Origin of the sequence: Bradyrhizobium stylosanthis (assembly GCF_001641335.1) — a bacterium.
In the GTDB taxonomy this organism is placed as follows: domain Bacteria; phylum Pseudomonadota; class Alphaproteobacteria; order Rhizobiales; family Xanthobacteraceae; genus Bradyrhizobium; species Bradyrhizobium stylosanthis.
Genome location: NZ_LVEM01000010.1, coordinates 62,535 through 81,873, shown reverse-complemented (window position 1 = coordinate 81,873; position 19,339 = coordinate 62,535). Strand labels below are relative to the sequence as shown.

Annotated in this window: 21 protein-coding genes; 6 read left to right on the top strand and 15 right to left on the bottom strand. The window is 60.3% G+C overall.

Annotation, left to right across the window (positions count from 1 at the left end; all coding sequences use genetic code 11):
- Positions 1-87: 87 nt before the first annotated feature.
- The 3 genes from A7X65_RS39650 to A7X65_RS39640 are packed head-to-tail and all read right to left on the bottom strand — an operon-like array spanning position 88 to position 1,351.
- Entirely contained in the window at positions 88-324 is a 237-nt protein-coding gene (locus A7X65_RS39650; RefSeq protein WP_063694839.1) for a DUF6894 family protein, read from the bottom strand.
- A gap of 58 nt (positions 325-382) precedes the next feature.
- Positions 383-1,018 (bottom strand): hypothetical protein, encoded by a 636-nt coding sequence (locus tag A7X65_RS39645; RefSeq protein ID WP_063694838.1) that lies wholly within the window; start codon positions 1,016-1,018, stop codon positions 383-385.
- A 12-nt stretch (positions 1,019-1,030) separates the two neighbouring features.
- Entirely contained in the window at positions 1,031-1,351 is a 321-nt protein-coding gene (locus A7X65_RS39640) for a hypothetical protein (protein WP_063694837.1), read from the bottom strand.
- 485 nt (positions 1,352-1,836) lie between these two features.
- On the opposite strand from A7X65_RS39640, the gene A7X65_RS39635 reads away from it, so the two are divergent.
- A complete protein-coding gene (locus tag A7X65_RS39635) occupies positions 1,837-2,100 on the top strand; it encodes a hypothetical protein (protein ID WP_156528455.1) in 264 nt (87 codons plus the stop codon).
- A gap of 331 nt (positions 2,101-2,431) precedes the next feature.
- On the opposite strand, the gene A7X65_RS39630 is transcribed toward A7X65_RS39635, so the two are convergent.
- Positions 2,432-2,674, bottom strand: a complete 243-nt coding sequence (locus A7X65_RS39630; protein WP_063694835.1) for a hypothetical protein — start codon at positions 2,672-2,674, stop codon at positions 2,432-2,434.
- Between the two features lie 190 nt (positions 2,675-2,864).
- Between A7X65_RS39630 and A7X65_RS39625 the strand changes: the two genes are divergently transcribed.
- Positions 2,865-3,074, top strand: coding sequence for a hypothetical protein (locus tag A7X65_RS39625; RefSeq protein ID WP_063694834.1), 210 nt, complete (start codon positions 2,865-2,867; stop codon positions 3,072-3,074).
- Between the two features lie 227 nt (positions 3,075-3,301).
- Here the strand turns inward: A7X65_RS39625 and A7X65_RS41230 are convergent, their stop codons facing one another.
- The gene (locus A7X65_RS41230; protein WP_082885243.1) at positions 3,302-3,469 is read right to left on the bottom strand and encodes a DUF2934 domain-containing protein; all 168 of its coding nucleotides are present in this window, start codon (positions 3,467-3,469) and stop codon (positions 3,302-3,304) included.
- Positions 3,470-3,822: 353 nt separating this feature from the next.
- Between A7X65_RS41230 and A7X65_RS42385 the strand changes: the two genes are divergently transcribed.
- Complete coding sequence (locus tag A7X65_RS42385; RefSeq protein WP_145658293.1) at positions 3,823-4,008, top strand: hypothetical protein; 186 nt, start codon at positions 3,823-3,825, stop codon at positions 4,006-4,008.
- Positions 4,009-4,192: 184 nt separating this feature from the next.
- On the opposite strand, the gene A7X65_RS39620 is transcribed toward A7X65_RS42385, so the two are convergent.
- The 5 genes from A7X65_RS39620 to A7X65_RS39605 form a co-directional block, all read right to left on the bottom strand.
- A complete protein-coding gene (locus A7X65_RS39620) occupies positions 4,193-5,173 on the bottom strand; it encodes a DUF305 domain-containing protein (protein WP_245324076.1) in 981 nt (326 codons plus the stop codon).
- Positions 5,174-5,352: 179 nt separating this feature from the next.
- Positions 5,353-5,499, bottom strand: coding sequence for a CsbD family protein (locus A7X65_RS41225; RefSeq protein WP_082885242.1), 147 nt, complete (start codon positions 5,497-5,499; stop codon positions 5,353-5,355).
- A gap of 146 nt (positions 5,500-5,645) precedes the next feature.
- Positions 5,646-7,247, bottom strand: a complete 1,602-nt coding sequence (locus A7X65_RS39615) for an alpha-amylase family glycosyl hydrolase (protein ID WP_063694832.1) — start codon at positions 7,245-7,247, stop codon at positions 5,646-5,648.
- Between the two features lie 38 nt (positions 7,248-7,285).
- Positions 7,286-7,828: a hypothetical protein gene (locus A7X65_RS39610; RefSeq protein WP_063694831.1), complete on the bottom strand. Its 543-nt coding sequence runs from the start codon at positions 7,826-7,828 to the stop codon at positions 7,286-7,288.
- A gap of 13 nt (positions 7,829-7,841) precedes the next feature.
- Complete coding sequence (locus tag A7X65_RS39605; RefSeq protein ID WP_063694830.1) at positions 7,842-9,017, bottom strand: zinc-dependent alcohol dehydrogenase; 1,176 nt, start codon at positions 9,015-9,017, stop codon at positions 7,842-7,844.
- 158 nt (positions 9,018-9,175) lie between these two features.
- On the opposite strand from A7X65_RS39605, the gene A7X65_RS39600 reads away from it, so the two are divergent.
- Both A7X65_RS39600 and A7X65_RS39595 read left to right on the top strand, forming a co-directional pair.
- Positions 9,176-9,955, top strand: a complete 780-nt coding sequence (locus A7X65_RS39600) for an SDR family NAD(P)-dependent oxidoreductase (protein ID WP_063694829.1) — start codon at positions 9,176-9,178, stop codon at positions 9,953-9,955.
- A 365-nt stretch (positions 9,956-10,320) separates the two neighbouring features.
- A complete protein-coding gene (locus tag A7X65_RS39595) occupies positions 10,321-10,728 on the top strand; it encodes a hypothetical protein (protein WP_063694828.1) in 408 nt (135 codons plus the stop codon).
- 138 nt (positions 10,729-10,866) lie between these two features.
- Here A7X65_RS39595 and A7X65_RS39590 read toward each other — a convergent pair whose 3' ends face one another.
- The 4 genes from A7X65_RS39590 to A7X65_RS39575 form a co-directional block, all read right to left on the bottom strand.
- Complete coding sequence (locus tag A7X65_RS39590; RefSeq protein ID WP_063694867.1) at positions 10,867-11,493, bottom strand: LysE family translocator; 627 nt, start codon at positions 11,491-11,493, stop codon at positions 10,867-10,869.
- 1,057 nt (positions 11,494-12,550) lie between these two features.
- The gene (locus tag A7X65_RS39585) at positions 12,551-13,954 is read right to left on the bottom strand and encodes a TAXI family TRAP transporter solute-binding subunit (RefSeq protein WP_063694827.1); all 1,404 of its coding nucleotides are present in this window, start codon (positions 13,952-13,954) and stop codon (positions 12,551-12,553) included.
- 60 nt (positions 13,955-14,014) lie between these two features.
- Positions 14,015-15,310: an Nramp family divalent metal transporter gene (locus A7X65_RS39580; RefSeq protein WP_063694866.1), complete on the bottom strand. Its 1,296-nt coding sequence runs from the start codon at positions 15,308-15,310 to the stop codon at positions 14,015-14,017.
- A 664-nt stretch (positions 15,311-15,974) separates the two neighbouring features.
- A complete protein-coding gene (locus A7X65_RS39575; protein ID WP_430644017.1) occupies positions 15,975-16,316 on the bottom strand; it encodes a hypothetical protein in 342 nt (113 codons plus the stop codon).
- Positions 16,317-16,674: 358 nt separating this feature from the next.
- Between A7X65_RS39575 and A7X65_RS39570 the strand changes: the two genes are divergently transcribed.
- A complete protein-coding gene (locus A7X65_RS39570; protein WP_063694825.1) occupies positions 16,675-17,178 on the top strand; it encodes a PRC-barrel domain-containing protein in 504 nt (167 codons plus the stop codon).
- A gap of 495 nt (positions 17,179-17,673) precedes the next feature.
- Here A7X65_RS39570 and A7X65_RS39565 read toward each other — a convergent pair whose 3' ends face one another.
- Entirely contained in the window at positions 17,674-18,945 is a 1,272-nt protein-coding gene (locus A7X65_RS39565; RefSeq protein WP_063694824.1) for a DUF892 family protein, read from the bottom strand.
- Positions 18,946-19,339 lie beyond the last annotated feature (394 nt).

The following is a 19,339-nucleotide window of genomic DNA, read 5'->3' as shown; positions in this document are numbered from 1 at the left end:
AACACGACCGGAGGAGCACCTTCCCCGTCCGCGTTATCGATGATCATCCCGAAGGCGCGCGTGGCGGTCCCGAGCGCCGGGGTAAAGCTAGTGCTTGGGTCTTCTGATCGCGAACACGAGCGCGACCTGAAACAACGGCCCATCTTCATTTCGCACTTCAATCGCCATATCCCGACCTTCCGCCTTCGGCTCCAATTGTTGAACCATCCCGCCCAAGGCGCGCATGGCCTCCATCTCGGCAGCTTGCAGCGTCAGCAGCTGGACGCCCTCCTCATCCGGAAATAGCTCCGTTCCATCTCTTAGGTCGAAGTAGTATCGCGCCATGATCTGGGGGCCCAGCAGACGAAGGCCCCGCGGGTACGGGGCCTTTCAGAGTTAAAAATCACAAGTCTGATCGGCGCCCAGGAGCGCCGTAAAGTTCGCGCTCGCGGCCAATATCCTCCGGAGACAATGGCGGGCTCGCGGCATCGAAGTCGGTCCAGCCCGCCTTCTGCCAAGCGGAACTCCGGTCCTGCAAATTGACGGACCTTTCATGGAGCAGTGCATCCAGGCGTGGGCGATCAGCATCGGGGACTCTTGCTGAGACGAGCGTGCCACCGCGCCGAACGCCTTCCGCGTAGCGAGATGCATCTTCCTTGGAGACGCCGGCCTGGGTGAGCGCGCCGACGATGCCACCCGTTGCAGCGCCCGCGGCAGCGCCGGCGGCCGTAGAGGCGAGCCATCCCGCAGCCACGACCGGCCCGAGACCGGGTATGGCCAACATGCCGAGGCCCGCCAGGAGACCTGCCGCGCCGCCGATGCCGGCCCCAATGCCGGCACCGGCGCCGGCACTTTCGGCACGATCGTCGACACCGTCGCGGTCACGGTCGACTTTGCCCCTCTGTGAACCGTACCAATTGTCTGAATTGTTGGCGACGATGCTGATGTCTGAGTGCGGCACACCGGCGCTCTCGAGCCGGGTGACTGCCCGCTCGGCATCGGAATAGTTGTCGTAGAGGCGAGAGATGGTGATCGTCATGCTATCTTCTCCTTACTTTGCGGGATTGACATTGCCTTGGAAGTCCACGCTGACGTCCGCTTTGGCGCCTGCCTTGTCGGCCTTGCCGCGCCAGACGCCGTCATTGTCCTTCTGCAGGCCGGAGACGTTTGAATATCCCGCGTCCTCGATCCGCGATTTCGCTTGGCCCTCGGTGAAGCTGTTACGGCCCGCGACCGGAGCGTTCGAGTTGTTCTGATTGGAGTTGTTGACCGCGTTGTTGCCCGGTCCGCTTTGCGCGGGCTGCGACTGAGCGCTGGCTGGCGCAGACGCAAGTATCAGCAAGGTTGTGGCCAGCAAAGTTAGACGTGACATATTTTGTCTCCCTACAAGTGACTGTGCCGGCAATAACAGGATAGAGTCGAATTGGTTGCTTTCCGCGCGTCGGACCCGAGGCCGCAGCGCGCTCTCGCCAGACGTCAAGCTTGAGCAGAGAAAGCAGGATTGCCGCCTTGTCCCGTATGCCCACTTTGCTGTCTCGCAAGAGAGCGAGCTGCGTTTCTTCATCGCACGGGTTGAGACCTTTTTTGACCACGCGTCGCCCTGAAGGGCACTCCTCCGGTCGTGTTGGTCTCGTCATCGACTTGGCTGCCGAGTTGGCGGAGCGGCGGCCTCGGCCTGTCCCCAACGACCTTGCCAGCCGGGGCTGTCTCACATCTCCGCTCGATGAGGACCATCTTCTTAACTTAGATTAGTCTCCACTTTCGGAGGCGAACCTCACCAGTCGACGGGAATTGATTGCGGGACTTGTTGTTGAAGCCACCGAGAGATCGCACGTCGCGGACGAGTTGAAGCATGCCATGCTTCGTCGCTCGCAGATCGCGATCACCAGGTCTTGCGGGGTGTTGGCTTTTTCCGGACCCGATCATCTGGCATTCAGAAGCCACCGAAAGGATGATTGGAACCTCTGTTCACTTTGGTACTTTGCAAACCTCGCTACGCGAGTGGATTCGATGTTGGGAATGATCTTGCTGATGGCTGCGATCGGGACCGTGCTCGTCGGTGCGGTTATTGTCTTCCTTGAATGGCGCGCGCTGGTCGGATACTGGCGAGCCTTAAAGTGAGGCGAGACTTCCGCAAAGCGCTCCGGTCAAGCGATCCTAAACATTGCTGGACCTCTAAGAATGGCATTTTCGCCTGCAGCACCGCGGCAATCTTGAATCGTTTGCTCGGTAGGAACCGATGATGATTACCGCAGAGAAATGCAGAGAACTTGCTACTGAATATAGGAATCTTTCCCAGCTCGTTGGCACATCTTCCGAGCGCGGCTTCCTGATGAGAAATATCGCGAGAACGCTAACTGGGCTGGCGGGTCAATTGGAGCGGCTTTCTACCGCTTCAAGAGGTGAAAAAGTGGGCGATAGCACTTGAAGCCTTCGCCCAAGGTCCGCCGAGTTAGCGCTTTTTTGCAGTCTTCTTCTTAGCCGCCTTTTTGGCCTTCTTCTTTTCGACCCGGACACCTTTGAATTTCTTCGCAGCCTTCTTCGTCTTTTTTGGCTTCTTGACCGCCATGAACTCACCTGACGATTGGTTGCGCTTCGTCCATCCGCTCGCACCGCCGATGGTCGTCTTGGTTTGAGAACGCGTCTTCACCGCGCCTTTCCTGGTGTTGTCGCCCGTAGGCTTGTTGACTGCCATTGTTACTCTCCCTGCCGAATCATTCGGCAGAGATCAGCGTACATTCGGAGGCCTAGGGACTCCACGTTTCTGCTGTCGCTATGTCCGGTTGTGTCCGAGGTCGTCGGAGATATCGTAAGTTAATGCTGGTTGCAGGCACTTGGGCTATTCCGCTGCGATGGATAGCAGGCCTACTCGCAATAGTTATCGCTTGATCATTCTCGATCTGGCTGACGATCTGGCCGCGCTTGAGCTTGCGGAGAAAATTGCCGCTCGCGCCGGGCAAGAAGTAACTGTTGTACGCGCGGATGGAACTCAATTAGCCAGCTTTCCTGCAGCCCCCAAAAGAACTGAGATCATCGAGCAATACGCGGCCGACCTCAGGGAGATTACCAAAAAATTGCGCCGAAAGTTGAACTAAGGGCGGGGCCCACCTGGCCGCCTCACTGGTAGGAACGTACGTTCGCGACGTCAATTGTCGGTGTGCTGGCTCGCCTCCGAGCTGGCGGGCGGCTCCGGTTACAAAAACCTATCCTCGTTGAGCCGGGGCCGTCTCTCAGCACTAGCGCTTCTTCACCGCCCTTTCTGACGGATCCAGGTGACGGCTAAAGATAGAAGGTTTTGCCTCGGACTGAACGCTAGAGCAGATTAATCGGTCAGAGCCGAACCGGCAGCTGCCAGTTCGAGAAGGCGTTCCCGTTCCAATTGTCGCTCGGCCTCATACCAAAATTCGTCCATCTTTCCGCAGGGCTTTTCGGCGCGCTCCCACAGCAGGAAAGCGCGGTTGCGGACGTCGTTGTCATCGAATTGCTTCAAGTGTTTTCTCGCAAGGGGGCGGCCCCAAGCCGCACCGAGAGGGGGGTGGACCGGGGCCGCATTGCCAGCCCGCAATGAGCCAGCAGATGACAATCAGCAGTTCGGTTAGCCGTTCCTATTGAACTCGGCCGATAGGCAAAAGCATTCTCGGAAATCCGAATGCGTTCGATGTGCGGCGGGTAGATTGCAAGTGCAGTCCGTAACAAGCTCTATCCGTACAGCGACATAGTGGTATCGAGATCGGCACTTATCGGTGTCGAGATCCTTTGCATCAAGCTTTCGCGGTACCGCCTAACCTTTGTTATTGGCCGGCAGTCGTAGATCTGTACTCATTGTACCGAAAGGATCGTGCGATGGGATCGAAGCGTAGACGTTTCAAGCAGGTCGACACTCTCGAAGATCGGTTATCGCATTTTGCCGAGGACTTGAAGACACGTGCGGAATTGGCACGCGGGTCAGAGAGAGAAGCGTTGCTGAAGAAGGTTCGAGATGCCGAGCACGCGGTCGACCTCAGCCGAAATCTTCGCCTGCAAAACTAGCCGAGAGTCTGATCAGTTCTATAATGCGAGCGTCCGAGAGCTGGCGCCGTTCTTGTGGCGGGGATGAGTGACAGTCCAGCCCGTGGGCTCAGGCAGGCCGACGAATGGATCTTCTTTGGCGGAAGCGGTTACCCCGATTAATTCATCCGCCTCAGGTCAGGAAACTACGAGGCGCTGACCGAGATTAATTGACGTTGTCACTGAGCATGTTGCTGACGGCTGCGGCGACCGCAGCGAGGCCGCTCGTGCGGTGCATTAATGCGATCTCGCCCTGTTGCTGGTGACGTATGGCGTGGGCCATGATGCGCAAGCGCGGATCCCCGCGGCTGTGCCACATCTGATCGGCCATCTCGACCGCTCCCCTGTGATGCTTGCTCATCATTTCGATGAAAGTGGCGTCGAATTGGTCTGACGGCGCGGCCTTCACTTGGCGCACTTCGGCCGGCGACAGGAAGCCCGGCATGGCGGCGCGTTCTTCCGTTTTGCAGTCGGGCATCTCGGTGTCGAACCAGCTTAGCCACCAATTTTCGAAAATGCGGCCTTCACCAGTTTGGCTCGCGGCCATCAGCATCGCGAGCTTGCGGAGATGCGGATCCTGGGCGCGTTCACCGGCGAGCCGCGCCAGCTCGATGCCTTGAGCGTGGTGTGTAGTCATGTGGCGGATATAGGTTTGATCGGTATCCCTGTCGCGGCCGACCCACGGCAACTCGTACCCGTGGTCGCCGAACAGGGCGACAATTGCGAGCATTGCAATGACGATAAGCGCACCGCTGGACCAAGCGTTGGTGAAGCGCACATCATGCTCCGGCACCTTTCCTCGAGCCCAGCGCAACCGAGCGAACAGGGGATACATGGTCGTCGACGAGCCATGAACAAGCAGCCCGATCCAGTACGGTTGCTGCAGCGTGAAGAGCGGCTGCCAGAACGGAAACATCGGCACTAGCAGGAACCATTCCATGCGCGACGAGACAACCGCCCAGGGAAGCGCGAGAACAAGTATCGTCAGCGGGCGCAGATCAGCCGTCCAGCGCCCGAGCAAGCCGAAGAAGACCAGCGCCCAAGAAAGATCTGCCCATTGATGAAAGGCGATGCCGGTGAGAACCGCGCTCCACGACGGCACTGCGGTGATGGCCCAGTCGCGCACCGGGATAGTCGCAACTGTCATCCAATCGACCGCAGCATCGCGGCCGATTCGCGCCGCGAAGAGCTGACTGACGACGGTCGAAAACGTGCTGCTGATTAGGCCGACTTGGAATGTCGCGATCCAGTGGGATCTCCGCCGGCTCCGCGCCGCTGCGTTTGCCTCGGCCGGCTCACCGGGAGTAACGGCCGGAGTAGCCGCACTCACGAGGGTTCGTCGAGCTTCTTGAACGGATTGAGCTCGCTTGGTTTGTCGTTTTGGTCGCGGAGAAGCTGCGCCTGCATCTTGCCGTCCTCGTGCAGATACTGATCTCCAATGATCTCACCGACCGCCTGCTTGGTTTTGCCCATGGCTTGCGTACGAGCTCACGCCGCTGACCCCCTGAAGGACGGATGAGCGCCGGCCAAAGGGTCCATCCGGTCTTCTCCGGCAGCAGGAAGATCGGCGCCGGACATGTTGGTGAGACTCCTACGCGTGGGGATGGTTCCTCGGTCGACTACCCGATATCGATCGCGATGACGACGCCTTCATTAGGTCGAAGCAGGATCGAGGTTTCCGGCAGGGTCTGCGCCGAACGGTCCAGATACGTCGACATCAGCAGGCGGTAGCGGCCCTGCCAATGCCATTTCCGTGGCTCGGCGCTGATATTGAGCGCGACCAGGATTTCGTTTGTGGCGCTGGTCCGCTTGTAGGCAAGAACATCGTCGCGCGATCGTAGAGGTACGTAACGGCCCTGACGCAGGCATTCCTGCTCTTGACGCAGCGCGATTAGCCCGCGAAACAGCATCAGGATCGAGTGATCGTCGCTCTGCTGCGCGGTTACGTTAAGCCCGCAATCGCGCTCCAGCGGTAACCATGGAATGCCCGTCGTGAAACCGCCATGGGGGCTGTCGTCCCAACGCATCGGAGCGCGCTCTGGATCTCGGCACAATCCAAATCCCGGCACCAGCTTCTCGAAGGGATCGCGTACTTGGTCGGACGGGATGGAAACACGCTTGCGGCCTATCTCGTCGCCCATGTAGAAAAATGGAGTCCCCCGCAGCGTCATCAGAAGCATGGCCAGCACGCGCATCTGGGCCTCACCGATCTTACTGGCTACACGCTGTTTGTCGTGCCCGCCGACCACCCAGACCGGCCATGCGTGCTCCGGCAGGGCGTTGAAATAAGCATCGATCGCCGCTTGCAGCGACAGCGCTTCCCATGAGGCATCGAGCAGCGCAAAGTTGAGCGGCAGATGCAACCGCGGCCGCTCCGTGCCGTAGAAGTGCCCGATGCGATCGGTCTCGCCCTGGACCTCGCCGCAGAGCAGACGCGCGGGATAGCTGTCGATTACCTCCCGGATGAACTCGATGCAATTCATGGTTTCCGGCCTGTCGTCGGTGAAGACCGGCGTGTGGCGCTGCGGCGGCGGCTTGCCCGCGGCGTCCGGGTTGGGTGGATTGTCGCGCAGGAGCACGTCCTTGATCAGGACCGCGCTGGCATCGACGCGGAAGCCGTCGACGCCGCGATCGAGCCAAAAGCGCATGACTTCCGCGATCGCGGCACGCACCTGCGGATTACGCCAGTTCAAGTCGGGCTGCTCGACCAGGAAGGAGTGATAATAGTATTGCCTCCGCGCTTCGCACCATTCCCAGGCGCTGCCGCCAAAGCGGCTCATCCAGTTGTTGGGCGGCCCGCCGTTCTCGGCGGCATCGGCCCATATGTACCAGTCGGCCTTCGCGCGATGAGGTGAGCTGCTGCTCTCAACGAACCATTTGTGGTCGTTTGCGGTGTGATTGGGGACGAGGTCGAGAATCAACCGAATGCCTTCAGCGTGCAGGGCTTTGAGGAGTTCGTCGAACTGGTCGAGGCAGCCGAAGGCAGGGTCGATGACGCGATAGTCGGAGATGTCGTAGCCGAGATCGCGGAACGGACTTTTGTAGATCGGTGTTAGCCAGACTGCATCGACGCCCAGCCATTTCAGATAGTCGATGCGTGCGATCAGGCCGGCAAGGTCGCCCTTGCCGTCGCCATTCGAGTCCTGGAAAGAAATCAGCGCGATCTCGTAGATGACCGCGGATCGCCACCATTCCCCTTCATCGTGCGAATCGACGTTCATCGTTTTGCTTCACCTCGTCATGCTCGCGTGGCACCAACTCAACTCTGCCCCGCGGCAGCATGCGATGGAATCTGCCTGGCTTTGCTTCGCGCGCTCTCGATGCCCTTTGGGAATCCACTGCGATTCGGGTACAGCTTGCGCCGGGCATCGCGAGGTGGCCGGCGTGGCTTGGTGTCCTGGGCGGCGCGGTAGTCGAGCATCGCGATACCGCCGACCATCAGCAGCGCCAACGCGATGTTGCCTTTCCTAGGATTATCGGAGGTCAATCCGGAGAGCAGAGCGGCGGCATCCAGGCCGTCGCCGCCGACGCGGGCCCACAGGCCGGCGTTCTTGTCGACCGACAGCGACATGATGCCGGAGAGGATTTCACGAACCCCGAAGGCACGAACTAGCGTCTCGTGCCCTTCCATGCCCAGCGTTTCCGTAACGCGCCTTGGCGCGAAGAATTCGACGACGCCAAGACCGATGCTGAACCAGCCGAGTGCGCGGGCAAGCTGGTCTTCCGGACGCTTCAGGCTTGGCCCGCTCTCGACGATTTTCGGATCGCCCTTGGTGCGTACGATGTTCGAGAAATGAAACATTGGCGTCGCTCCTTCAGGGCTTCAACACGACCTTGACGCAAGAATCCCGCTTGTCGCGAAACACCTGGTACATCTCGGGACCCTGCTCGAGAGGGACGGTGTGGGTGATGACGAAGGACGGATCGATCTCGCCATCCTCGATGCGGCGGAGCAGGTCCTCGGTCCAGCGATTGACGTGGGTCTGGCCCGTCCGCATCGTCAGGCCCTTGTTCATGAAGGCGCCCATCGGCAGCATGTCAGAGAAACCACTATAAACGCCTGGCACAGAGATGATGCCGCCGGGCCGGCAGACATAGATCATCTCGCGCAGCACATGAGGCCGGTCGCTCTCGACCATGACCAGCTGCTTGGCGCGATCGAGTAGCGTGTCGGGCAGCGAGGAGATCACATGCGATTCCATGCCGACGCAGTCGATGCATTTTTCCGGCCCTCTACCGTCGGTGAGCTCCTTGAGCCGCTCCAGGACGCTCTCAGTTTCGAAATTGATCGTAGTGGCACCGCCGGCTTCCGCCATGCTGAGCCGCTCGGGCAAGCAGTCGATCGCGATCACCTGGTTGGCGCCGAGCAGGATGGCGCTGCGGATCGCCATTTGGCCCACCGGGCCGCAGCCCCAGATCGCGACTGTATCGGTCGGCGTGATGTCGCATTGGACTGCGGCCTGCCAGCCGGTGGGGAAGATGTCGCTGAGGAACAGCAGCTGTTCGTCCGGAATGCCGGCAGGCACCTTAATGTGCGTGGCATCGGCGAACGGCACGCGCAGATATTCGGCTTGGCCCCCGGGATAGCCGCCGGTGAGGTGGGTATAGCCGAACAGGCCTGCGGTCGCGTGCCCGAACACCTTGTCGGCCAGATGCCTCTTGCGGTTGGTTGTCTCGCAGACGGAGAAATTGCCGCGCTTGCACTGGTCGCATTCGCCGCAGATGATCGTGAATGGTACGACGATGCGGTCGCCCTTCTTCAGTTTGCCGTCGACGCCGGAGCCGACCTCGACCACTTCGCCCATGGTCTCGTGGCCCATAATGTCACCCGGCAGCATCCCCGGGATGAAATTGTGAAAGAGGTGGAGGTCGGAGCCGCAGATGGCGCAACTGGTGACCTTGATGATGGCGTCTCGCGGATCCTGAATCTCAGGGTCGGTAACGGTGTCGCACCTTATGTCCTCCTTGCCATGCCAGACTAGTGCCTTCATGTTGTCCTCCGGCTGAATACGAACAGTTTAAGTCGAGGAGGGCGGGAAGGTTGCTGTGCGGCAGCTTAATTGGTTGGCCGGTTGACGCCTCGCAGTTAGGAACGAGATATCGGCCAGGTGATTGGGCACCATCATCTCAACCTCAAGGGACAATTGCCATGCCCGCCAACCAACTCGCCGTCGTCACAGGCGCCTCCACAGGTATCGGCCTGGAACTCGCGAGGTGCAGCGCTGAAGATCGCTTCAACCTCGTCATCGTTGCGAACGAACCTGCCATCCAGCAGGCGGCAGCTGAGCTTCGCACTAGCGGGACGAACGTCGAGGCAGTCGAGGCCGATCTCGCCACGACTGACGGTGTCGACAAGCTCTGCGCTGCGATCGGCGATCGCCCGGTCGACGCGCTATTGGCCAACGCCGGCGTCGGGCTCGGCCGTGCGTTCCTGGATCAGGATTTTGATCGGATTAGGCGCCTGATCGACACTAACATCACCGGAACGCTCTACCTGATCCATCGCGTCGGCAACGCGATGCTGAGGCGAAACTCGGGACGTATCCTGATTACCGGTTCGATTGCGGGCTTTGCACCCGGAAGCTTCCAGGCCGCTTACAACGGCTCCAAGGCGTTCCTCGATTCCTTCTCTTTCGCGCTGCGAGAGGAGTTGCGCGACAGCGGCGTCACCGTGACCTGTCTCATGCCCGGAGCGACTGAGACGGAATTTTTCCGGCGCGCCGACATGATGGACACCAAAGTCGGAACCCAGGAGAAGGACGACGCGCGCGAGGTCGCGCGCGCCGGTTTCGATGCGATGCTGCGCGGCGAGTCTGACGTCGTGACGGGGGCAAAGAACAAGATCCAGTCGACGATCGCCAATGTAACCCCGAACGAGATCTTGGCTCGACAGCACCGCAAGATGGCTGAACCCGGAACTGCAAAGTAGAGCCGGCCGGCGAAGCGAGTTGCTGACGCTGACTGCGAGCGTGGCCGGGCCCAAGGTTTTTGACTGGTAGTCGCACAATTATTAACAATGTTGAATCTTGCTCGGCGATGACTGGTGTAGAGTGAGGTCTTTCGGCTGAAGGTGGCCTCCCATGTTCGATATCGACACGACGAGGCTATTGCGCGCCGTCCTCGAAGAAGTCTGTGAAAGCGTCTCCCGCCGCGAGATTGGCGCTCGCACTCTCGTGGCTTCGAGGCTCCTGGAAGCTGCGACAAGTGGACATACTTCGCTAGACGAGCTCCGTCAGGCGGGTTCGATGGCGCTCGCTGAAGCCTCGGTTATGCGACACTAGTCGTGAGTGCGAGGTGAATTTTCAGGTGACGGTCCTCAAGGTCTTGGTGAGCTATCCGGATGGATTTGCCACCATGGAGGATCTCAAGCGGGATATGGCGATTCTCGCGACCAGCGGACGCGAGTGGACGGATCGTACCAAGCGTCTCGCTGCCAGGGTGCCGGGCCTCGACATCTTTTCGCAGGCATTGATTGAACGTATTAGCGGCGGCTGGAAGATCACCGACAAGGGGCGCGCCGTACTGGACCTCATGGAGCAGCGTCCTGCCGATCCGCTGCCAGTTTCGATTAGTCCGCCCCCGGCACCGGTAACTCAAGGCAAATCGACGGTTCAGATCCGCGCGGGAAGAAGTCGCAGCGAACTGGCACGACGACGGCTTCTGCGTGTTCCGCGTCGACGAACACAGATCCGCGCATCTTGATCCGGTCGCAGCCCTACTCTGGATAGCAGGGCGAGGCGCGAGCGTCAGGCCCGCGACTTGAGCAAGGTCCGACCGGAGACGCTCATGCACAAGTTTGAAGGGCGCAGCGGCCTGTTCGTTTCCTGCGACTCGATTTGACTATCTCTGCTGCAGAGCCATGCGAACGCCGAGACCGACGTAGATCGCGCCGATGATGGGGCCTTGCCAGCGACCGACGCTCCGATGACGTGCCAGCCAGCCGGCGACGTGGCCAGCGGCGAGAGCGATCAGAGCGGTGTAGATTGCGCTCATGATCACAAAGACCAGGCCGAGAACCGCGAGTTGCGCGACTACAGAGCCTCGCTCGGGACGCACGAACTGAGGCAGGAAGGCCAAAAAGAAGAGCGCGGTCTTCGGATTGAACACTTCGGCAATCACGGCCTGTCGGAAGGCGAGGGGTGCGTCGATCAGACGCGTTTGCGTCAATTGATAGTCTTGACCGCGCTCCATCAGCGCGCGGACACCCAGATAGATAAGGTAGCCAGCACCGGCATATTTCATCAGGCTGAAAGCGAGAGAGGATGTCATCAGCACCGCTGACAATCCGAGCGTGGCCGTAGCAGTGTGAAGCATATCGCCGGTGGCTATGCCGAGACCGGTGGCTATTCCAACGCGATGTCCCCCTACGGACGAGCGCGCGAGCACCAAAAGGACAGCGGGCCCCGGAATGAGGAAGAGACCTAAAACCACCACGACGTAGGTCAACATGGTATCGAAATGGATCATGGCGAGCCCAACTTGGCGGTCTGACATAAGAACCAGCCACACCAAGTCATTCAACGCAAGTACTGAGTTGTCCCATTTGGAGAGGATGGCGGCACAACAAGCACACGCGCGCAGGATTTGTAGGCCTCGATCAGTGTCTTGGCTCATCAGCCTTTGCGGCCTGCAAGCCCGCGCCAGCACGAACGCCTCTTGAGCCAAGACAGCACCGGCCAACCGGACGAGGCATCGCGGTTGTGGGCCCGTGACGGGGAATAGCGGCTTGTCGGTCTCTGCAATTCAGCAGCCGCGACAGATACTTTTGATTTTTCTTTCCAGTGCCCGGTCGGCCGGATCCCGCAAATCTTTGACCGCTCTCGGGGGAGCGCTATGTTCGGCCGCCGATCCGCTTTCCCGTTGCGAGTTGCGCTGCTTGCCCTTCGCCTGGAGTGGCTGGAGGAGTAGCGGCCCGATGAGAAGAATCAAGACAGTGTTAATCATCAATTTTTGCAAATCTTCTCCACGGTCCGGTCGGCGTTTGTGTTCTCCTGATCAATCGTGGCATCGCTGTCACGCTGATCGGTAGTTGTCGGCGTGCCGATCCCGCTTGCCGGTGCGGTTTGCTTTGCGGCACCCGTCGAGTCCGAGGAAGTCGCAATGGTTGCGGCGTTAGTACCTGGCGTCTGGACGCAGTTGCCGGTATCGGGTCTCTTGCGCGTCCGAGGACCGATGCTAGGTTGCGCCATTCCGAGGGAGCCGACTGTCGCGCTACTAGGTGCACTGACCTTTGCCGGCCGATTTGAAGGGCCTGTCCTGTCGCCGACACCGACCGCTGAGGGCGAGAACGCACTTGCCACGAGCGCCGGAGGCGCACCCACCGACCCAAGAGCCTCCGCCGCCACCGCTTTGGGCGTAAGTGGGACGGGGAAGCATGTTTGCCAACAAAAAGCAGAGCGCGAGGCCTTCATGTCGCAATTCCTCTAGCGCTCAAGCATGGTCTTGCGGTTTTGTTCCTAAAAGGAAGTCTCTCCTGGGCGCGCCGCGGCGCGACTGTCTTGCGCCAGTCTCGGGCGCGATGGGCCTATCGCCGAGAAGCGAGCGTTGGCCCAGGAGCCCTTGCTTGATCGACAGAATCGCTTTGCAGCGCCACTCGCCTTTCGGCGACAGCATGGTCGAACAGCTCAAGGACCAGAGCGAATGCGGTCATGTCCTCTTGTTCGATCGCTCCATCGTCGTAGCCGGTGAGGGTTTCGCCGATGATCGCGTCGACTTCGCGTTGGAATGCCAGCAGTTCCTCTTCGGATCGGGCTTTTCGAACGTCGGAGACTACTGCGAGAACGCGGTTGCGATGGCTGTCGTTGTCATTCCGTTCGTCCCGGTTTAGGTAGCGACGCAGCCAGGCGGCGACCGAACCGACACCGGAAAGAAGAAGCAGGGCGAACCAGAAGTAGTCGCTGTATTTGTCCAGAAACGTCCGCTCGGTCCCATTAATTACCGCCGCAGCACCGCGATGCACGGAAGGCTCCGCCTCCTTCTCCGTGTCCGGCTTCGTGATGTGCGCAGCGCCGGCAACACGTTGCGTGATGGTGTCGCGGACCGCGAAAAGCTGCCGGTAGAAGGCGGCCGCTTTGGTTTCCGACAGTTCCTTTCGGGCCAGGATGAGATGGTTCACGCTGATAGTGTCGATCTTGTCCTCGGGCCAAGCTGGGTTCGCATTAAAGACGCTACCGGGTATCTCCTCGGCTTCGTAGCGGGGATGCCGCAGGGCGATAGCCTCGGACGTGTCGATGGGAATAAACTTCGGAGCTCCACGCGATCGGGAGGTCGCTGCAATTGCCGCGGCCGTGATCTTGCTATCGAGGGGACCCACCGCGAGATACGCGTCCAGCGTCGTGTCCTGCGCGAGTTTTTCGATCTCTTCGGTCCCGAATTGAGCCGTGGCCACCTTGTCCGGCTGCACGCCCGAACCCTCCAGGATGGTCTGCAGAAGCGCTACGTTGGCGCCGGTCCTTCCGATGATGCCGACCTTGTGCCCCACCAGATCGGCGATCTCGCCGATCCTGCCGCCTGCCTTTTTCTTTGAATCCTTGCCCGGCCGCCCGGAGGGCGACCACAGGACGACAAAGTTCTTCCGCAGGACCGCCAGCGTCTGCGCGTCCGTCGGCATCGCTAGGTCGCTGCGGCCGACAGCTAAGTCGGCCTTGCCGGCCCCCATGAAGGCGAGGGATTCGACCGCTCCTGCGGTCGTGATCGGCGAAATCCTGACCGTCCTGCTTTCGTCCTCGAACGCCTCAGACATCACCTGGACCACCTGGTCATCTTCGCTGCCTGACGGGCCGACGGCGATCCGGAGGGTCTCGGGCTGCAGCATGTAGAAGAGGGCGGCGGTTGCGGCGCCGAAGACCACGAAGCCCAAGACCAACACGATCAGGAGCCTTCGTTGCCGTCGATCGGAAGAACCTTCCATTGGGCCGGAAGTCGACATCGGGAGACCCGTTGTGGGGGACGGTTGCTGTGCAATCGTCCCAATGTGGGAACGATACGATCACATCAGCGAACAAGCCATGCCAACGATGCACAGGAACATTGCCGCGGTCGCGATCCAGCCTAACCAATAGACCGGCCCCGAAACCACGAGATCGCCCATGACCGATTTCCGCCGCACCAGCAGCATCATCACGGTCATGATCGGGACGGCTAGTACGCCATTGATGACCGCGCTCCAATAGAGCGCTTTGATAGGATCCAGCGCCGTGAAGTTAAGCCCTATGCCGAGCCCGACCGAGAGTGCGAGCACGCCATAGAACGCGACAGCTTCTTTCGGCTTTCGCGACAATCCAACCGGCCATTTTCGCCCCTCACCGATCGCATAAGCGGTCGAACCGGCCAGTACCGGGATTGCGAGCAGCCCTGTCCCGATGATACCGAGAGCGAAGATCAGCTCCGCCATCGCCCCCGCAACGGGCCTCAAGGCTTCGGCTGCCTGGGCCGACGATTCGATGTCGGTCTTGCCGGACGCGTGCAAGGTCGCGGCCGTCGTGATGATAATCGCGACGGCGATGACGTTCGATACCGCCATGCCGACGAGGGTGTCTATTCGGATGCGCTTGACTTCCTCGTCTTGCTTTTCCGGCTCGCGCTTGAGCGGCTTCTTGTCGGGATCGATCCGCTGCTCCTCCGCTTCCTGAGAGGACTGCCAGATGAACAAATAGGGCGAGATTGTCGTCCCTAGGATCGCGACAAGGGTCGTCAAAAAAGACCCGCTCCATTCGATCTTCGGGATCAGCAATCCTTTCAAGGCCTCGCCCCACGGCACTTTGGCGAGAAAAAGCGCGATGACGTAGGCGAACAGTACCAGCGTCAACCACTTCAGGATGGACACGTAACGCTCATACTTGAAGAAGATCTGCGCGATCACCGAAACCGCACCGAAGATCACGACGTAGAGGGTCCCCGGCCCACCGATCAGAAGCCTGAGCGCATCGCCCATCGCCCCCAGATCGGCGGCGACGTTGATCGTGTTGGCCACGAAGAGCAGCACGATCATGGACCAGATGACGGGAGCGGGAAAATTTCGGCAGACGTTTCCGGCGATGCCGTGTCCCGTAACGCGGCCGATGCGTCCCGATATCTCTTGGATCGCAGCCATCAAGGGATAGGTGATCAGCATCGTCCAGCTTATGCCGAAACCGAGTTGGGCGCCCGCCTGACTGTAGGTTCCAATCCCGGATGGATCGTCGTCGGAAGCGCCCGTGATGAGGCCGGGCCCCAAGCGCTGCAGGAAGCTGTCCTGATCCTCGTTCTCGATCGGCTTCTTGCCCGAGCCCTTTTTCGCCGCCACGTCACGCACCTCCTTTTGTTTCGCCCACGGAACCATCAACGCTTTGGCCTGCTGAAGGGTCCGGCATGGAGTCTGAGCACCAAAGAATGGCATCTCTGACGGCGGGGTCGTAACCCGGGCGCGATCCTGCATGATGCTGAAATGGTTGGATGCGTCACATGCGTCGCTCGTTGATTCTGCTTGCGGCCTCGTTGCTGTGCAGCGTTGCCGTCGCGCAAGAAGACAAGAAAGCCGACGACCTCAAGCCCGCCGACCCCGACACGGGCGAAAGTACCTTGAGCCCGAAAAGACCATCATCCGGATCAGCTCGGCGCGAAGCCTTCCGGAGAAGGTCATATTCGACACGCGTCCTCGCGACGACGTGCCAAAAGTCGCGCAGATCGATCCATCCTAGAGTATCCGGAGGACCATGTGCGTCAGGCGATGGCCGCCGTGCCCACCGCACCTTCCGCTGAGGTCAAGAAAGAACCACGCGTCGCCTCACAGTGGCGCCCGCATCCGAGGCGCTCGGCGAAGCCGGCGACGAGAGCAACCGAGCGACGGCTTGCCTCCGATCGGCACGACCCCTTCGCAGGTAGATGGTGGTGAGCGCACGCTTCTCCGTGGATACCAAAGCGAAAAGGCCGCGCCTTCCAAAGCGCGGCCTAGTGCAATTGGACCGGTCTCACCAGTGATGATGACGATGCCAGCGATGCCGAACGACCGGATAGGAACCGCCATAATAGGCGTAGGCAGGACGCACGACGCGGCGATAGCGATAGCCGTAGGAGACCGGCGCCGTGTAGTAGGTCGTGGTGTATCCGCCGCCCCAGCGATAGGGTTCGTCGTACCCGTAGTCGTAGGCGTAAGGCCCGCCGCCGTAGTAGCCGTAGCCTGGCCCCCAGCCATATGCCGAGGAGGCAATCCCGCCGATGACGGCGCCCGCGACCAGGCCGCCGGCGACACCCGGTCCCCAACCGCCCCAACCTCCTCGCCAGTGGGCTTCGGCAGGAGACGTTGTGGCCACCGAGGCCAGACCAAGAGCGCCTACCATCAGCGCCGACATTGCAAACTGCTTCATCGAGAATCCTTTCACGTTGCTGGCGCCCCTGACAGCAACGGGAAAAACAGGCAATGGTTTCTTCCTTGGTCCAATGGCGAGCGGACATTGAACGCTCGGCGGCGGCTTCGCTCGAAATCTGACACCTCTAATCAGGGTTTGGGGGAGCGGCGGAATTGAGGTCGATGTCGGCAAGCATGAGGTACTTAAGCGCGAAGGCGTCTAAATTCATCGTCCCCCCCGTTCTTGCCCGGGAACAAGCGGCAATCATGGGCGTTAGGGCCGGCATCCTAACAGGTGCGGCACCAACGCTGAGGAGAAATAGATGAAAAGCTTTCTTGCCGTCGCTTTGCTGAGCACTGCCGTGATCAGTGGCGCTGCGTTCGCGCAATCCGCTCAGCCGGCCGACCGGGCCGCGCCGGCGGCCACCGTGCAGCATACCGACAAGATGATGCTGAAGGACAATTGGCGCGCTTCGAAGCTCATGGGCCTGAACGTCTACAACGAGGCTAACGAGAAGCTCGGGGACATCAACGAGTTGCTGGTCGACAAGGACGGCAAGATCAACGCGGTGGTGATCGGTATTGGCGGCTTCCTCGGGATGGGTGAGCACGACATCGCGGTCTCAATGGACAAGCTGAAGTTTGTCGAAGAGCCGGTGCGGACCAGCTCGACCGGCAACTCGACCACCACGCGCGAGACGACGACCACCGGTGCGGCCTCGACGAACCGCAACACGAACGATTGGGTGCCCGATCACGCGGTAATGAGCGGCAACAAGGAGCAGCTGAAGGCGCTACCGCAGTTCAAGTATTCGGATTACAACTGACGCGGAAACGTTGTCGAGATCGGGGCCTCCATCTGGAGGCCCCATTGATTGATATCGGGCCGCTTCGAGAAGACCGCACGAAATCCCACCGAGACCACAGCAGTCGTTCGCACAGCGCCGAACCGCCAAGGCCTTCGTACGGCGTAGGCATAAGTCCTAGCGTTTAGCGATGCCTTGCTAAACGATATCGGATATGTAGCCGCTTTGGCGCCATGGCATTGCCTGAATCGCCAGCGCCGACCCCTATAGCTCTAATAGCCGAACGATTGCGGGAGGTCGCCAAGGCCGCGCCACTCCGATCGTTGACCGCGGCGTTCTTCGTTGGAATGCTCATCGCGCGACGGCGCTAGGCCGGACACGGCGGTGGCCATACATATCTGTCGGCAAGCTGAACGTTTCACGCAGCACGGGATGCTGTGCTGTTCCTAACCGAAATTCGGCAACCGCGAGGACTGGCGGAATTGCGTTATACGATCCCGCCAGCCCAATAGCAGACTATTCCGCGCGCTCGACGGCCGCCGGCATCTTCGCGACCGACATCAGCGAACGCGCCACTTGGTTCAGGAGCTGGTCGGCGTTCTCCTCCTCGGCGAGCGACTTCGACAACAGACTGACAATCGCGCTGTGACGAAGCTGAGAAGCGAGATTACGTGCCGTGGTATAGCCGGCGATCTCGTAGTGCTCGACCCGTTGCGCCGCGCCGATCAATGCGAGGTCCGCAGCGGCATCTTCCTTATCTTCGCCCTGGGTCATGATCTCCTGGCCTTCCTCGACCAGGCCCATCATGCCCTTGCAAGATTTGGCGCGCGGAGACTTACCGAGCATCCGGAAGCACTCATCGATCCGCTCGATTTGCGCCTCGGTCTCGGCGAGATGGAGCTCGAATAGCTCTCGCAGTTGATCGAAGCGCGCGGCCTCCGCCATCTTAGGTAGCGCTTTTGTCAGCTGCTTTTCTGCGTGAAGAATGTCGCGGAGCTCGTCGATTAGAAGTTCGCCAAGACCGGCCTCTTCGACGGGCGGAGAACTTTCCGTGACGATTGCGCTTGCGGGGCCGTGCTCACCCGCCTGAATGGCAGGCGACTCGGTGAAGACCCATTCGCCTCCTTCATTCCACGGTCCGCGCGTGTCAATCTCGCCGTGATCGCCGGTTCCAGTCGAATCGTTGAAGAACTGATCGACGAGGCCAGGGGTCGGCGCGATCCGACCGATGCTGAAGGCCGGCTTTGCCATGCTTTCGAGCGCCAGCGAGAAGGCCTTCATGTGTGTAATCTCGCGGGTCATCAGGAACTGAAGCGCATCCCTTGTGCCGGCGTCATCGGTGAAGTTGATCAGCCGTTCGTAGACGATCTTCGCTCTGGCCTCCGCGGCAATGTTGCTGCGGAGATCGACGTCGAGTTCGCCGGTGATCTTCAGGTAATCGGCGGTCCATGCGTTCCCCTGTGAATTGAATAGGTTCACGCCCCCACCTCCTGCAATGGCAATGAGTGGATCGGCTTCAGCAGCCTGGCGATCGAATTTCGAGGGCTTGAGGTGCATGCGGGCGAGTGTACCGACGACTTCGAGATGGCTCAGTTCCTCGGTGCCGATATCCATCAAGAGATCCTTACGGTCCGGGTCTTCGCAGTTGATCCCCTGTATTGAGTATTGCATAGCGGCCGCGAGCTCGCCGTTGGCGCCGCCGAATTGCTCGAGCAGCATATTGCCGAACTGAGGATCCGGCTCGTCGACGCGCACGGTGAACATGAGTTTCTTGACGTGATGGTACATGGATTACCCTGGGTTGCGAGAAATATCTGTTCTCGAACCGGCGCGAACATGCGTTGTTCCTATGCAGCTGTCTTCGTCTCGCTTACCCCGGGTAAGAGGGATGAGGGAGGAGCAAGCCGCTTCGAAACTGTTCCCAGGGCGTGCCCTTTACAGCGGCGAGATGTGGGAGGGGCGGGGGTGTCTTCGTGCGGTAGGACGGCACTGAAGAACTATGCCGGTTGTGTTTGGCCATACCCGCCGGGGAAGCTTACCGCCGAAGATGCTAGGAGAAGGAACGATCGTCCGACTACAGGCATTCCCACCGCACAAAAACTATGAGGTGAGGAGATGGCGCGACGACTGCTGGCCAGGCCTTGGACGCCGGCCGATGAGAAGAGCTTGAGTGAGATGGTTG